Raw genomic sequence first — 14,258 nt, 5'->3', positions numbered from 1 at the left:
ATAAAATGAATGAAATAGCTTGACGAAAAGGGAGCCGACATGATACATTATATCTCGCGCTCCTTTTGAATGTTTAAAGAGAAGACGCAGGCAAGAAATAATGAAAAATAACTTTTTCAAAAAAAAGCTTGCCAAACAACGAAACACTATGATATATTATGAAGGTCGCCGCTGAGATGCGGTGAAGAGCTAAAATGAGACATTGATCTTTGAAAACTGAACAACGAGTGAGTGGGAAATCGCTTCGGCGAGATCCAAAAATGAGAATGTAAATTCTCGTCAGATGTTTCAAAATGAGCAATCGCTCTTTCTAAATACCAATTTGGAGAGTTTGATCCTGGCTCAGGACGAACGCTGGCGGCATGCCTAATACATGCAAGTCGAGCGGAGTTTGAAAGGAAGCTTGCTTCCTTTCAGACTTAGCGGCGGACGGGTGAGTAACACGTAGGCAACCTGCCCTCAAGCCTGGGATAACTACCGGAAACGGTAGCTAATACCGGATAATTTCTTTTTTCTCCTGAGAGAAGAATGAAAGGCGGAGCAATCTGCTGCTTGGGGATGGGCCTGCGGCGCATTAGCTAGTTGGTGGGGTAACGGCCCACCAAGGCGACGATGCGTAGCCGACCTGAGAGGGTGAACGGCCACACTGGGACTGAGACACGGCCCAGACTCCTAGGGAGGCAGCAGTAGGGAATCTTCCGCAATGGGCGCAAGCCTGACGGAGCAATGCCGCGTGAGTGATGAAGGTTTTCGGATCGTAAAGCTCTGTTGCCAGGGAAGAACGTCCGGTAGAGTAACTGCTATCGGAGTGACGGTACCTGAGAAGAAAGCCCCGGCTAACTACGTGCCAGCAGCCGCGGTAATACGTAGGGGGCAAGCGTTGTCCGGAATTATTGGGCGTAAAGCGCGCGCAGGCGGTTATTTAAGTCTGGTGTTTAAACCTTGGGCTCAACCTGAGGTCGCACTGGAAACTGGGTGACTTGAGTACAGAAGAGGAAAGTGGAATTCCACGTGTAGCGGTGAAATGCGTAGATATGTGGAGGAACACCAGTGGCGAAGGCGACTTTCTGGGCTGTAACTGACGCTGAGGCGCGAAAGCGTGGGGAGCAAACAGGATTAGATACCCTGGTAGTCCACGCCGTAAACGATGAGTGCTAGGTGTTAGGGGTTTCGATACCCTTGGTGCCGAAGTTAACACAGTAAGCACTCCGCCTGGGGAGTACGGTCGCAAGACTGAAACTCAAAGGAATTGACGGGGACCCGCACAAGCAGTGGAGTATGTGGTTTAATTCGAAGCAACGCGAAGAACCTTACCAGGTCTTGACATCCAACTAACGAAGCAGATGCATCAGGTGCCCTTCGGGGAAAGTTGAGACAGGTGGTGCATGGTTGTCGTCAGCTCGTGTCGTGAGATGTTGGGTTAAGTCCCGCAACGAGCGCAACCCTTGACTTTAGTTGCCAGCAGGTTGAGCTGGGCACTCTAGAGTGACTGCCGGTGACAAACCGGAGGAAGGTGGGGATGACGTCAAATCATCATGCCCCTTATGACCTGGGCTACACACGTACTACAATGGCCGGTACAACGGGAAGCGAAGCCGCGAGGTGGAGCCAATCCCAGCAAAGCCGGTCTCAGTTCGGATTGCAGGCTGCAACTCGCCTGCATGAAGTCGGAATTGCTAGTAATCGCGGATCAGCATGCCGCGGTGAATACGTTCCCGGGTCTTGTACACACCGCCCGTCACACCACGAGAGTTTACAACACCCGAAGTCGGTGGGGTAACCCGCAAGGGAGCCAGCCGCCGAAGGTGGGGTAGATGATTGGGGTGAAGTCGTAACAAGGTAGCCGTATCGGAAGGTGCGGCTGGATCACCTCCTTTCTATGGAGAATCGTCTTCTGCAACGAAGACATTCAAATCGGAAGCTTTGCTTCCACAATAGAACCTTCGGGTTCGGACACTCACTCGTGTTCAGTTTTGAAAGAGCAAGTCTCTTTCGTATGCGTTTGGTGGCGATAGCGGAGGGGTTCCACACGTACCCATCCCGAACACGACCGTTAAGCCCTCCAGCGCCGATGGTACTTGGACCGAAGGGTCCTGGGAGAGTAGGACGCCGCCAAGCGAACAATCAATTCATTGATTGCTTCACTACTGCAAGTTTTGTTATATGGGCTTTTAGCTCAGTTGGTTAGAGCGCACCTCTGATAAGGGTGAGGTCGGTGGTTCGAGTCCACCAAGGCCCACCATATAACAATCTGGAATTGAATAGCAAGTACCGGGGTCCCCGAAAAGTAATCGGAATTAACCTCGAAGCTACACCTCACTTTTTGGGGTGATTATATGGGGCCATAGCTCAGCTGGGAGAGCGCCTGCCTTGCAAGCAGGAGGTCAGCGGTTCGATCCCGCTTGGCTCCACCAATCATGTTTTACAACAGTATATGCACATCGTCTGTTATTCCGAACATCACAGTCGTGATTGTTTCATAATAACAGCAACTTGATCCTTGAAAACTGGATACCGAAACGAATTTGCGTTTTAGAACATTCCTTTAAGCTGAACTTGTGTAAACAAGTTTCATATTAATGGCGATACTAGCGATTTTCCTTAGGGAAAACGCATTGGTTAAGCTACTAAGAGCACACGGAGGATGCCTAGGCGCCAGGAGCCGACGAAGGACGTGGCGAACAACGAAACTGCCTCGGGGAGCTGTAAGCAAGCTTTGATCCGGGGGTGTCCGAATGGGGAAACCCAGCTGTGGTAATTCGCAGTTACTCATTTCTGAATACATAGGAAATGTAGAGGCAGACCAGGGGAACTGAAACATCTAAGTACCCTGAGGAAGAGAAAACAATAGTGATTCCGTCAGTAGCGGCGAGCGAACGCGGAACAGCCTAAACCAAGAGGCTTGCCTCTTGGGGTTGTGGGACGTCTCACATGGAGTTACAAAGGAATATGGTAGGCGAAGAGGTCTGGAAAGGCCCGCGATAGAGGTAAAAGCCCTGTAGCCTAAACTGTGTTCTCTCCGAGACGGATCCCGAGTAGTGCGGGGCACGTGAAACCCCGTATGAATCCAGCAGGACCATCTGCTAAGGCTAAATACTACCTGGCGACCGATAGTGAAACAGTACCGTGAGGGAAAGGTGAAAAGCACCCCGGAAGGGGAGTGAAATAGAACCTGAAACCGTGTGCTTACAAAAAGTCAGAGCCCTCTTTATGGGTGATGGCGTGCCTTTTGTAGAATGAACCGGCGAGTTACGTTTAACATGCAAGGTTAAGGTGAGAAGCCGGAGCCGCAGCGAAAGCGAGTCTGAATAGGGCGACTTAAGTATGTGGACGTAGACCCGAAACCGTGTGATCTACCCCTGTCCAGGGTGAAGGTGCGGTAACACGCACTGGAGGCCCGAACCCACGCATGTTGAAAAATGCGGGGATGAGGTGGGGGTAGCGGAGAAATTCCAATCGAACTCGGAGATAGCTGGTTCTCCCCGAAATAGCTTTAGGGCTAGCCTCGGTGAATGGAGTGGTGGAGGTAGAGCACTGATTGGGTGCGGGGCCCGCAAGGGTTACCAAGCTCAGTCAAACTCCGAATGCCATTAACTTCTTGCCGGGAGTCAGACAGTGAGTGCTAAGATCCATTGTCAAAAGGGAAACAGCCCAGACCATCAGCTAAGGTCCCCAAGTGTGTGTTAAGTGGGAAAGGATGTGGAGTTGCACAGACAACCAGGATGTTGGCTTAGAAGCAGCCACCATTGAAAGAGTGCGTAATAGCTCACTGGTCGAGTGACTCTGCGCCGAAAATGTAACGGGGCTAAACACACCACCGAAGCTATGGCTAGATGCTTTGCATCTGGGGTAGGGGAGCGTTGTATGTGGGTTGAAGGTGTACCGTAAGGAGCGCTGGACAGCATACAAGTGAGAATGCCGGTATGAGTAACGAAAAGATCAGTGAGAATCTGATCCGCCGAAAGCCCAAGGTTTCCTGAGGAAGGCTCGTCCGCTCAGGGTAAGTCGGGACCTAAGGCGAGGCCGACAGGCGTAGTCGAAGGACAACAGTTTGAAATTACTGTACCACCGTAATCCGCTATGAGCGATGGGGTGACGCAGGAGGGTAGTGACGCGGACTGATGGATGTCCGTCTAAGCAGTGAGGCTGGTGTGCAGGCAAATCCGCACATCGTAAGGCTGGGCTGTGATGGGGAGCGAAAATTACAGTAGCGAAGGTCATGATCTCACACTGCCAAGAAAAGCCTCTAGTCAGGAGAAGGTGCCCGTACCGCAAACCGACACAGGTAGGCGAGAAGAGAATTCTAAGGCGCGCGGAAGAACTCTCGTTAAGGAACTCGGCAAAATGACCCCGTAACTTCGGGAGAAGGGGTGCCTCGGTAGGGTGAATAGCCCGAGGGGGCCGCAGTGAAAAGGCCCAAGCGACTGTTTAGCAAAAACACAGGTCTGTGCGAAGCCGCAAGGCGAAGTATACGGGCTGACGCCTGCCCGGTGCTGGAAGGTTAAGGGGAGCGGTTAGGGGTTAAACCCGAAGCTGTGAACCGAAGCCCCAGTAAACGGCGGCCGTAACTATAACGGTCCTAAGGTAGCGAAATTCCTTGTCAGGTAAATTCTGACCCGCACGAATGGCGTAACGACTTGGGCGCTGTCTCAACGAGAGATCCGGTGAAATTTTAATACCTGTGAAGATGCAGGTTACCCGCGACAAGACGGAAAGACCCCATGGAGCTTTACTGCAGCTTGATATTGAATTTGGGTACGATCTGTACAGGATAGGTGGGAGCCGTGGAGGCAGGAGCGCAAGCTTCTGCGGAGGCGCCGTTGGGATACCACCCTGATCGTATCTAGGTTCTAACCTAGTGCCCTTATCGGGTACGGGGACCGTGTCAGGCGGGCAGTTTGACTGGGGCGGTCGCCTCCTAAAGAGTAACGGAGGCGTTCAAAGGTTCCCTCAGAATGGTTGGAAATCATTCGCAGAGTGCAAAGGCATAAGGGAGCTTGACTGCGAGACCTACAAGTCGAGCAGGGACGAAAGTCGGACTTAGTGATCCGGTGGTACCGCATGGAAGGGCCATCGCTCAACGGATAAAAGCTACCCTGGGGATAACAGGCTTATCTCCCCCAAGAGTCCACATCGACGGGGAGGTTTGGCACCTCGATGTCGGCTCATCGCATCCTGGGGCTGAAGTAGGTCCCAAGGGTTGGGCTGTTCGCCCATTAAAGCGGTACGCGAGCTGGGTTCAGAACGTCGTGAGACAGTTCGGTCCCTATCTGTCGTGGGCGCAGGAAATTTGAGAGGAGCTGTCCTTAGTACGAGAGGACCGGGATGGACGTACCGCTGGTGCATCAGTTGTTCCGCCAGGAGCATGGCTGAGTAGCTACGTACGGACGGGATAAGCGCTGAAAGCATCTAAGCGTGAAGCCCCCCTCAAGATGAGATTTCCCAGTATGTAAGACCCCTTGAAGACGACGAGGTAGATAGGTTGGAGGTGGAAGTGCAGCAATGCATGGAGCTGACCAATACTAATCGGTCGAGGGCTTATCCAAAAAAAAAATTCGCAGATTTGTTTCGGATTCAGTTTTCAGGAATCAAATTCCTGAAGCATTTACGCTGTAAATGCCCGTTTGGGGGCGATAGCGGAGGGGTTCCACACGTACCCATCCCGAACACGACCGTTAAGCCCTCCAGCGCCGATGGTACTTGGACCGAAGGGTCCTGGGAGAGTAGGACGTTGCCAAGCGGACAATATTCCCTGATAGCTCAGTTGGTAGAGCACTCGACTGTTAATCGAGTTGTCACAGGTTCGAGTCCTGTTCGGGGAGCCATGCTCTCATAGCTCAGCAGGTAGAGTGCTTCCATGGTAAGGAAGAGGTCACCGGTTCGAATCCGGTTGAGAGCTCCACAAATTTTTTAAGGCCCGTTGGTCAAGGGGTTAAGACACCTCCCTTTCACGGAGGTAACATGGGTTCGAATCCCATACGGGTCACCATTTTTTATGGGATGAGAATTCCCTGGGTTCGTTGAAGCATAGGCATCGTAAGGAATACTTCGCAATCTCGTAACGGAGTGAAGAGTATCCCATACGGGTCACCATTTTTAACTAGTACCCTTATTAGTCACCATACATATGGAGGCTTAGCTCAGCTGGGAGAGCATCTGCCTTACAAGCAGAGGGTCGGGGGTTCGAACCCCTCAGCCTCCACCATAATGTTCTTGATATTTGAGGGAGATTGTGGGCATTATATAGGTATCTATTGTAGGGGATTCGCCAAGTGGTAAGGCAACGGACTCTGACTCCGTCATCATAGGTTCGAATCCTATATCCCCTGCCAAATATGAGCCATTAGCTCAGTTGGTAGAGCACCTGACTTTTAATCAGGGTGTCGAAGGTTCGAGTCCTTCATGGCTCACTTTTATTGATTCATGCGCGTGTGGCGGAATGGCAGACGCACCAGACTTAGGATCTGGCGTCGTAAGACGTGGGGGTTCAAGTCCCTTCACGCGCACCACTTATTTGCGGACGTGGCTCAGCGGTAGAGCATCGCCTTGCCAAGGCGAGGGTCGCGGGTTCGATTCCCGTCGTCCGCTCCAAATTTTTTGCGCCCTTAGCTCAGCTGGATAGAGCGTTTGACTACGAATCAAAAGGTCGGGAGTTCGAATCTCTCAGGGCGCGCCATTATTACTTCTTGAATATTCAAAGTGTCCTCTAGATTCGAACGAGTTCGTTGGAGCATAGGCTTCGATAGGATTACTTCGCAATCGGATGCGCAGCATCCGTATCTCTCAGGGCGCGCCATTATTACTTCATTAACGGGATGTAGCTCAGCTTGGTAGAGCACCTGGTTTGGGACCAGGGGGTCGCATGTTCAAATCGTGTCATCCCGATATTTCACCTTTGCGGGTGTAGTTCAATGGTAGAACTTCAGCCTTCCAAGCTGATAGCGTGGGTTCGATTCCCATCACCCGCTCCATAATAATTTCATAGTTTCGGGATGTAGCTCAGCTTGGTAGAGCACCTGGTTTGGGACCAGGGGGTCGCATGTTCAAATCGTGTCATCCCGATCGAACAGCTTATGGCTGGCCAATGAACTCTTACTGCGGTAAGAGTTTTTTGTTGCGTCATTAAAGGAACGTATGTTCCTTTAATCGTCTAAAAAAAAGACAACCTCAGCCGGGATGCCAATCCTTGCATAATAGCTCTGTAGGGACTCATCTTGCTCAATGGCAGTGCCGACCGATAGCAGCTTAACCGCGAACAGGTTAGCCTGCCGCTCCAGCTTGCCTGGCGAGAAATACGAATTCTCCTCCAGAAAAAAACGGTTGACCCCTTTGTGCAGACGGTCATGCGCGAGTTCATGGGCGCATACGAATCGTTGCCACTCCAGCGGCAGCTGGTTATGAATGACGATGAACCTTCTTCTTAACTTCCGATAGTAGAGGCCCTTGGTGCCGTCACCCAGATGCATGAACCGGATGTGAATCCCCAGTGCTTCAGCCAGCTCGAAGGGGCTGCTGGTATTGTATTTTTTGACCAAACGCTTGATTAGCTCATCCATATTCTTCACCCGCAGCATGTTAATAGTAGTTGGATTGCCTGGTACTTACTCCTTGCCTGGATCGTGCTTGGGCGTGGTCCGCTTGTTCATCTGCTTTGCCTCCCAGAACAGGCCGGTTAATACGTCCTTGATCCGCTGCTTATCCTCCTTGTTCAGGGGAATTCCATCAAACATCAGCTCACCATCATCCTCCAGCATTTGGCGGAAGTCACGCTTATCCTTGCTGGTAGCCCAGGCAGGCACAGCGCCCTCTGTACTGCTCTCCGTCTCGGTTAAATAACCGGCATGGCCCATCAGCTCCTCGTACGACACATCGGTCGCTTCAGCAATCTTACGCAGGGTAGCCGGCTTGGGGACACCCCGTAATCCATTCTCGATTCGTGAGATTTGGGCTCCACTGATACCGGCAAGCGCTGCCAGCTGATTAATGGTCAATCCCTTTCCTTCCCGAAGCTGTCTCAGATAGTATCCGAATTCCTCTGCCATCGATAACCACTCCTTATCCCTAATCACCTAAAAAGCTGTTGTACTTACTATAAGCTATTTATGCCAATAGGTAAACAATAAAGAGTCTATTATTGCCAAAAGGTAAGAATGGGCATGCATTTAGCTTGTTTGTGCTGCAAAACGGGCTAAAATGAGGTTTTACTGAATTGGTAGATAAGTGGTATATTATGAAAAAAGGCGAACAATATACGAACAAGTAGAATTTTAACACATTTGGCCGGAAAGGTCCGCAACAAAGTTCTTAAATCTGTATAACATCTAAGGAGTGGTATAAATGATGATTCTATCTTCGCTGCCCGAGCTTGACCGCCGCCGAACTCAGGTCACTATAGAGAATATGCTGGAGAAGTACCGGATTTTCAAATCTGTAACGTTTGAGGCTAAAGAGGCCGGGATTACGTACTCCTATACGGAACGGTTCCATGGCGCAACCCATACGGTTACTGATCAGACAGCAGCGATTGCCACGCATAATGTAGATGTGCCTGCTGCAAGACGGGCGTACTGTGCTGTGATTGATTCGGTTGTAGAGCGGCTTACCCAGAGGGAACAACAACTGGTGCGGGAGAGATACATGCGCAGAGAGGAGAGCTACGACTACACGATATACAATCATGTGTTCGATCCTCCGGTGAGCAAGGATACTTATGTGAAAATAAGGTCGAAGGCGTTCTATAAGATGGCGCTTGCACTTGCTGATCTGCAGCTGTTGTCTCTGGCTACGCTCACGAAGACCCCCGCTGGTGGGAACCTGCCTAAGGAGCAGAAATCCTTTTGACAACATGCAGCTACCATATGTAATCGACATGGCCGTATTGCCCTCTTTGGGTGATGCGGCTTTTTGTTTCAGATGAGGGGACCGCCGTTTACCATCCCATTTACCACCGGAAATTATCGTTAACTCATCTGTAATAGCGCCTGCGCAAGGTCTCAGGGGGTCTATGATTATAACATGGCAAATGAAGCAGAAGGACACCGCAGGAGCATGAATGCTCCACCTCATCGAAGCCTAAGACAGGCCGGCAGACAAGCGCGGTGAAAGCTCCTTCGGTCATTGCCGGATACAAGACGGGTCCTATTCTTCCTGAATCGAATCCGCGGGTGACTTCAAGAAAGGCAGGAGGGATTACCACATCTAATCATGAGAGGAATGAAGTCATGACGGTACAACATCTACGGGGGAATATCACTGCTGCACTGGGGCAGTTTTTCCCGGATATTCCTGTCTATGTGGAAGGGGATAAGCCGCAGTCAGCCTACTTCAGGCTGGAGCTGCTCTCGGCAACCTACGACAGGCAGCGTGAAGGAAGATACATGGCGGTCTACCGCTTCGGTATCCGCTATGAGCAAGGCAGTCTGCTGGATGCAGAGGCTATAGCTGACGGGCTCTGTGAGGCGCTGGACGCAAGAGAAAGTGTTAATCCCGCTTATCGGGTGGTGCGCCAGTCCTGGGTAGCCGGAGCAGAGGAACGGGGAGCACTGTTCACCGTGGACTATATGCTCTATCTCCAGAAGCAGAAGCAGCCGGTGGAAGAGGCAGAGCTGATGGGACACTTCACAGAAGGGGCGCGGCTGAAATGAGTTCTAAGGAAATGACGGCAAGTGAGCAGGGACGCGGGAGCGGGGAACCGGATGTTTTTGGGAAAAAGCAGATCAGGAACTCGGCCCTGTTCGGCCCTAAGGAAAAGGATGTACTGGAGGTAGTTCTGCAAGAGGACGGGAGCTACACCTTGGAAGAGGCTAAGCACTTAATGGAGCGTTATCTAAATAAGGAGGTTATCTAATGGCTGGAGGAACATGGACAACACAAAACAAGGTGCGTCCGGGGGTATACGTAAATGTGGCCTCGAACGGTATTGTGGCAGGGAAAATGGGAGAACGCGGTACGGCTGCCTTGGCACTTGCACTGCCTTGGGGGCCTGCGGGAGTCATTCTAAAGCTTACGGCACAGGATGATTTCCAGCAAAAGCTGGGCTACGATCTGACGGCAGCAGAGCTGCTGCCGGTAAGAGAGGTGCTGAAGCGGGCAGGCACACTGTTGCTCTACCGTCTGAATCAGGGTGTGAAGGCTGCTGTGACCAATAACGGAATTCAGGCGACTGCGCGGTATGGCGGGGAACGCGGGAATGCGCTTAAGGTAGTGATCGAGAAAAATATCGATGACGCTACTAAGTTCGATGTCCGGACGCTGCTGGACGGGGCAGAAGTGGACAAGCAGACGGTAAGCGCTGCTGCCGGTCTGGCTGCGAACGATTATGTAGAATTTAAGCCGAATGAAGCCGGTGCGCTGACGGTGACCGCTGGACTGCCGCTGGCAGGCGGGGCAAATGGTACGGTCACGAATGCGGAGCATAGTGCGTTCTTGTCGGCACTGGAGGTTCAGGATTTCCAGACGGTAGGTCTGGTATCGCAGGATAACACGCTGAAGTCGCTGTATAGCGCCTATGTGAAGCGTCTGCGTAACACGGAAGGCAAGAAGGTGCAGGCCGTGTTGTCCGATTACTCTACGGCTGATCATGAGGGCATTATCAGTGTGGCGAACGGCGTCATTCTGAGCGATGGGACGGTAGTGGATAAAGCCCATGCCGTGGCATGGGTAGCCGGTGCAACTGCCGCCGCTGCTGTGAACGAATCTCTGACTTATCAGGCCTATGACGATGCTGTAGATGCGGATGTGCGTTTCAGCCATTCCGAGACTGTAGAAGCGCTCACAGACGGAGAACTGCTCTTCACCTATAGCGGAGGCCGGGCTGTAGTAGAGCAGGATATCAACACGTTCACCTCCTTCTCCACGGACAAAGGCAAGGCCTTCTCCAAGAACCGCGTGCTGCGGGTGCTGGATGGGATCGCTGGTGATTTGAAGCGGATTTTTGAGAGCTACTTCATTGGCAAATTGCCGAATAATGAGGACGGGCGTGCGCTGTTCTGGTCGCAGTGCGTCACTTATATGAATGATCTGCAGAACCTTGGTGCGATTGAGAACTTCAATGCACAGAGCGATATTGTAGTGACTCCTGGAGCGGACAGTGACAGCGTAGTGCTGGAGGTAGCTGTGAAGCCGGTAGATTCCGTAGAAAAAGTATATATGAAAGTGAAGGTGGTCTAAGATGACATTCTTGAGAGCCAGCGATACGCTGTCCGGCCAGGAGGGCCGGGCGTATGCCACGATTAACGGACAGACGGAAGAAATGTTCTATGTCAAAACCCTGGAAGCCACTGTAGAGAAGCAGAAGGCGGAAGTGAAGACGCTTGGACGCCGCGGGGTGCAGCATAAGGCGACCGGCTGGTCGGGCAGCGGTACGATGACGATTTTCTATATGACGAGCCGTTTCCGCCAGATGATGCTGGAGTACATGAAGACTGGGATAGACCAATATTTCAGCATTATCGTGACCAATGAAGATCCGTCCTCAACCGTGGGCGCTCAGCGCATCATGCTGAAGGATGTCAATCTGGACAGTGTCATTATGGCTTCGCTGGATACGGAGTCGGATGCGCTGGAGGAAGAGGTTGCTTTTACCTTCGAGGATGTGGAATTGGTGCAGCCCTTCGCGGCTCCGGCTAATGCCGGCCAATAAAGCTTAAGCGGGCTATCCGCAGGTTGTAAAAGAGTAAATGACTGAATAAGTTGGGGGGCTCCCGCAAAGTATCTGGACGATCACTAAAGAAGTCATAGCCGCTGTGCGGCGGTATTCTGCGGCGGGCCTCTTCGCTGCCCTAACACAATAAGAATCTGGGAGGAACAACATGAGTGAATTAAGTTTGTTTTTTGCGCAAAATGCGGCTTGTGATACAACAGAGGAATTCGCGGTCTCGCTGCGGTTCAAGGATAAGGAAGGTAACCCAGCCGTCTGGAAGCTGCGCAGTATGAATGAGGAAGAGAACCAGGAATGCCGCAAGGCGGCTACCCGTAAGGTCAAGGGAAAGAACGGCACCTACACGACGGACATTGATCCCAATGAATATATGGCGAAGCTCATGACGGCAAGCATTGTGCATCCGGATCTGAAAAATACCGAGCTTCAACGCTCCTACGGGGTGATGGGCGCCGAATCGCTGCTGCGCAAAATGCTGCTGCCCGGAGAATTCGCTGCGCTTGGGGAGCGGGTACAGGCCCTGAACGGCTTCGCCACAGATATGAACGAGCTGGTGGATGACGTAAAAAACTAATCAACGAGGGCGATGGTGAGGCGAATCTGGCCTACTACGCCCTCCATGAGCTGCATATTCTCCCGCATGAGCTGATGAAGCTCTCCGTCCGCGAACGCGCGGCGATCTATGCCATGATCTCCGTACGCGTGGACAAGGAGAAGCGGGAGCGTGCACGGAGCAAGGGGAAGAAGAGATGAAGGGGGTGAATGAATGGAAATTACAAGTACAGCGCTGGTTCCTGTAACGGCACTAACAGTCTGGCAAAATGTAAACTCACAGTGGGACCGGCTGAACCAGAATTTCAACCGGGCCAGTCACTCGCTCAGTGGTCTGCAGCAGATCCTGGAGCGGGTGTATGAAGAGAAGAACAAGTCTTTTATGGAAGGATTCATGCAGTCGCAGGAAGCAGCCAGACGCCTGTCCGAGGAAGGTGCTTCGTCAAGATCCCGCCGCTCTGCTGACAGTTCGGATGGTGATGGTCCAGGTGATAATGATGTCCGGGATGCAAAAAACGGGTTCATGGGAAAAGTGCAAAAAATAATGAAGGCGCTGGATGTCAGCGGGTTCGAGTTAATCACGTACGTGGGTGAAAAAGCAGTAGGGTATATTTTGGACAAGAAGAAGGAAAAGGCGGAAGAGAAGGAAAAAGAAAAGGCCGAGAAGGAGAAAAAGGCAGCGGAGCCCGGCTTTCTCTCCAAAGCAAAGGATTCCTTAGGAGCACTGGACCTTGGGAGCGTATTTGATAAGGTCAAAGAACTGGGCACCAAGGCAGTAGTAGCCAATGCTTCTGACGAAGATAAGGCGAAATGGGGCAAGCTGCAGGGCAATATGGACAACGCAGTTGAATTGATGGGGCAAAAAGCGATCGTTGCGCTGCGTCCGATTCTGGATACCTTGAACAACGCGTTTCAGTCTGAAGGAATGTCTACGGCGCTAAATCTGATCGCGAACGGCTTCTTGGTCATTGCTACGGTGATTAGCGAAGTGGTGGACGGCATCATGTACATGTTCACAGCTTTTCAGGAGAATTGGGATGTTGTAGGGCCGATCCTTGCGGCCATTGCCATTGTCTTCATAGCTGCGATGATTGTGCAGTTGTATAGTCTTGCTGCCGCGTGGCTTGTAGGCATGTGGCCAATCCTTTTAATAGTTGCTGCTGTAGCACTGCTAATTTATATTTTGCAGCAAGCGGGGGTATCCGTAGACGCAGTAGTGGCTTTTATCGGGGGAGCATTTGGCTGGCTGAGGGCAACCATAGAGAATTTTGTAATCGGTCTGTACAATAACTTTGTCTCCTTTGCAGACTTCTTCCGTAACTTATTTATTGATCCGACGTATGCGGTGCAAAAGCTGTTTTATGACCTGGCCACGAACTTCCTGGGCTTCATGTATCAAATGGCATTAGGTGTTGAAAGCTTTGCAGGCGGGTTCGTCAAGGCCATAGCCGAGGGTATAAACTTCGTGCTTAAAGGAGTTCAAACGCTGGCAGGGTGGTTAAGCAAAGTTCCAGGCTTTGAATTCTTGGCTGATTTCAAGCCTAACTTCCTTGAGACGGAGAACCCGCATGTCTTCAGTGATATGATCAAGAACGTTCAAGGCACTCTGGTAGAACCTAAATCGACTAAGGATGTATACAATACACCGAAGAAGGAATTCGTGGATACCTCCAAGAGTGTGGAGGAATACAAGGGTAAAGTAAACGATCTTGTTACTAAATTCAATACCAAGCTGGAGCCGGCCAAGCAAAAGGAGGATACCTCTCCGAATAATGCCCAGACTGCTGCCAAGAACATGAGTAATATCGGCAAGGTAGGCGAGGTAGGCAAGATCAATGAAAAGGTTGATATCTCCAGCGATGATCTGGATATGCTGCGGGAGCTGGCGGAGATTCAGTCGATCCAGAATTTTGTCGAGCTGACGCCGACGGTGCAGGTAACAACCGGAAATATTAATAATTCCGGCGATATTGACTCCATCATCACGAAGATCGGGCAAAAGCTGAAAGAGGAGTTCGTCTCTACGGCGCAGGGGGTGTACACGTAA

9 protein-coding genes, 14 tRNA genes and 4 rRNA genes are annotated in these 14,258 nt (G+C 51.4%); 25 read left to right on the top strand and 2 right to left on the bottom strand.

Translation table 11 applies throughout. The features are described from left to right. The first annotated feature begins 319 nt into the window (after positions 1-319). The 18 genes from MKY12_RS28025 to MKY12_RS27940 all read left to right on the top strand — a co-directional run bounded on the left by MKY12_RS28025 (position 320) and on the right by MKY12_RS27940 (position 7,062). Positions 320-1,877: ribosomal RNA gene (locus tag MKY12_RS28025) — 16S ribosomal RNA — on the top strand. 124 nt (positions 1,878-2,001) lie between these two features. Next, positions 2,002-2,118 (top strand): 5S ribosomal RNA (rrf, locus tag MKY12_RS28020). Between the two features lie 47 nt (positions 2,119-2,165). After that, positions 2,166-2,242 (top strand) — tRNA-Ile (locus MKY12_RS28015). Between the two features lie 96 nt (positions 2,243-2,338). Further along, positions 2,339-2,414 (top strand) — tRNA-Ala (locus MKY12_RS28010). 203 nt (positions 2,415-2,617) lie between these two features. Beyond that, a 23S ribosomal RNA gene (locus MKY12_RS28005) occupies positions 2,618-5,546 on the top strand. 77 nt (positions 5,547-5,623) lie between these two features. Continuing rightward, positions 5,624-5,740, top strand: a 5S ribosomal RNA gene (rrf, locus tag MKY12_RS28000). Together the 16S, 23S and 5S rRNA genes with 14 tRNA genes alongside form the textbook arrangement of a ribosomal RNA operon. Positions 5,741-5,749: 9 nt before the next feature. Further along, positions 5,750-5,825 (top strand) — tRNA-Asn (locus MKY12_RS27995). A gap of 1 nt (position 5,826) precedes the next feature. Next, a tRNA-Thr gene (locus MKY12_RS27990) sits at positions 5,827-5,902 on the top strand. Positions 5,903-5,914: 12 nt separating this feature from the next. Next, positions 5,915-5,989, top strand: a tRNA-Glu gene (locus tag MKY12_RS27985). A gap of 140 nt (positions 5,990-6,129) precedes the next feature. Then, positions 6,130-6,205 (top strand) — tRNA-Val (locus tag MKY12_RS27980). Positions 6,206-6,258: 53 nt separating this feature from the next. After that, positions 6,259-6,332: transfer RNA gene (locus MKY12_RS27975), tRNA-Gln, on the top strand. 5 nt (positions 6,333-6,337) lie between these two features. Then, positions 6,338-6,410, top strand: a tRNA-Lys gene (locus tag MKY12_RS27970). Between the two features lie 15 nt (positions 6,411-6,425). After that, a tRNA-Leu gene (locus MKY12_RS27965) sits at positions 6,426-6,509 on the top strand. Positions 6,510-6,516: 7 nt separating this feature from the next. Next, positions 6,517-6,591, top strand: a tRNA-Gly gene (locus MKY12_RS27960). An 8-nt stretch (positions 6,592-6,599) separates the two neighbouring features. Beyond that, positions 6,600-6,676: transfer RNA gene (locus MKY12_RS27955), tRNA-Arg, on the top strand. Between the two features lie 135 nt (positions 6,677-6,811). Next, positions 6,812-6,885 (top strand) — tRNA-Pro (locus MKY12_RS27950). 12 nt (positions 6,886-6,897) lie between these two features. Beyond that, positions 6,898-6,971, top strand: a tRNA-Gly gene (locus MKY12_RS27945). A 17-nt stretch (positions 6,972-6,988) separates the two neighbouring features. Beyond that, a tRNA-Pro gene (locus MKY12_RS27940) sits at positions 6,989-7,062 on the top strand. An 80-nt stretch (positions 7,063-7,142) separates the two neighbouring features. On the opposite strand, the gene MKY12_RS27935 is transcribed toward MKY12_RS27940, so the two are convergent. Next, the gene (locus tag MKY12_RS27935) at positions 7,143-7,556 is read right to left on the bottom strand and encodes an ImmA/IrrE family metallo-endopeptidase (protein ID WP_036696270.1); all 414 of its coding nucleotides are present in this window, start codon (positions 7,554-7,556) and stop codon (positions 7,143-7,145) included. A 45-nt stretch (positions 7,557-7,601) separates the two neighbouring features. Beyond that, positions 7,602-8,042 (bottom strand): helix-turn-helix domain-containing protein, encoded by a 441-nt coding sequence (locus tag MKY12_RS27930; protein ID WP_339251563.1) that lies wholly within the window; start codon positions 8,040-8,042, stop codon positions 7,602-7,604. 298 nt (positions 8,043-8,340) lie between these two features. On the opposite strand from MKY12_RS27930, the gene MKY12_RS27925 reads away from it, so the two are divergent. The 7 genes from MKY12_RS27925 to MKY12_RS27895 all read left to right on the top strand — a co-directional run bounded on the left by MKY12_RS27925 (position 8,341) and on the right by MKY12_RS27895 (position 14,258). Continuing rightward, complete coding sequence (locus tag MKY12_RS27925; protein ID WP_051477960.1) at positions 8,341-8,841, top strand: ArpU family phage packaging/lysis transcriptional regulator; 501 nt, start codon at positions 8,341-8,343, stop codon at positions 8,839-8,841. Between the two features lie 380 nt (positions 8,842-9,221). Continuing rightward, positions 9,222-9,644 (top strand): DUF6838 family protein, encoded by a 423-nt coding sequence (locus MKY12_RS27920; RefSeq protein ID WP_339311728.1) that lies wholly within the window; start codon positions 9,222-9,224, stop codon positions 9,642-9,644. After that, positions 9,641-9,847: a hypothetical protein gene (locus MKY12_RS27915; protein ID WP_339311727.1), complete on the top strand. Its 207-nt coding sequence runs from the start codon at positions 9,641-9,643 to the stop codon at positions 9,845-9,847. Before MKY12_RS27920 ends, MKY12_RS27915 begins: the two co-directional genes overlap by 4 nt. Continuing rightward, positions 9,847-11,169 (top strand): phage tail sheath family protein, encoded by a 1,323-nt coding sequence (locus tag MKY12_RS27910; RefSeq protein WP_036724542.1) that lies wholly within the window; start codon positions 9,847-9,849, stop codon positions 11,167-11,169. Before MKY12_RS27915 ends, MKY12_RS27910 begins: the two co-directional genes overlap by 1 nt. A 1-nt stretch (position 11,170) precedes the next feature. After that, positions 11,171-11,641, top strand: coding sequence for a phage tail tube protein (locus tag MKY12_RS27905; RefSeq protein ID WP_036724540.1), 471 nt, complete (start codon positions 11,171-11,173; stop codon positions 11,639-11,641). A gap of 169 nt (positions 11,642-11,810) precedes the next feature. Continuing rightward, entirely contained in the window at positions 11,811-12,233 is a 423-nt protein-coding gene (locus MKY12_RS27900) for a phage portal protein (RefSeq protein ID WP_036696211.1), read from the top strand. Positions 12,234-12,425: 192 nt separating this feature from the next. Further along, positions 12,426-14,258 carry a hypothetical protein gene (locus tag MKY12_RS27895; protein WP_339311726.1) on the top strand — a complete coding sequence of 611 codons (1,833 nt, stop codon included), beginning with the start codon at positions 12,426-12,428 and terminating at the stop codon, positions 14,256-14,258.

The organism is Paenibacillus sp. FSL M7-0896 (assembly GCF_037975415.1).
Lineage (GTDB): Bacteria > Bacillota > Bacilli > Paenibacillales > Paenibacillaceae > Paenibacillus_AQ > Paenibacillus_AQ silagei.
Note: the sequence above shows the minus strand (reverse complement) of the source record. Positions and strands in the feature narration are given on the sequence as shown.

Coding starts and splice junctions, on each gene's coding strand:
- MKY12_RS27935 (WP_036696270.1), bottom strand. CDS start 7,556: ATGGATGAGCTAATCAAGCGTTTGGTCAAAAAATACAATACCAGCAGC.
- MKY12_RS27930 (WP_339251563.1), bottom strand. CDS start 8,042: ATGGCAGAGGAATTCGGATACTATCTGAGACAGCTTCGGGAAGGAAAG.
- MKY12_RS27925 (WP_051477960.1), top strand. CDS start 8,341: ATGATTCTATCTTCGCTGCCCGAGCTTGACCGCCGCCGAACTCAGGTC.
- MKY12_RS27920 (WP_339311728.1), top strand. CDS start 9,222: ATGACGGTACAACATCTACGGGGGAATATCACTGCTGCACTGGGGCAG.
- MKY12_RS27915 (WP_339311727.1), top strand. CDS start 9,641: ATGAGTTCTAAGGAAATGACGGCAAGTGAGCAGGGACGCGGGAGCGGG.
- MKY12_RS27910 (WP_036724542.1), top strand. CDS start 9,847: ATGGCTGGAGGAACATGGACAACACAAAACAAGGTGCGTCCGGGGGTA.
- MKY12_RS27905 (WP_036724540.1), top strand. CDS start 11,171: ATGACATTCTTGAGAGCCAGCGATACGCTGTCCGGCCAGGAGGGCCGG.
- MKY12_RS27900 (WP_036696211.1), top strand. CDS start 11,811: ATGAGTGAATTAAGTTTGTTTTTTGCGCAAAATGCGGCTTGTGATACA.
- MKY12_RS27895 (WP_339311726.1), top strand. CDS start 12,426: ATGGAAATTACAAGTACAGCGCTGGTTCCTGTAACGGCACTAACAGTC.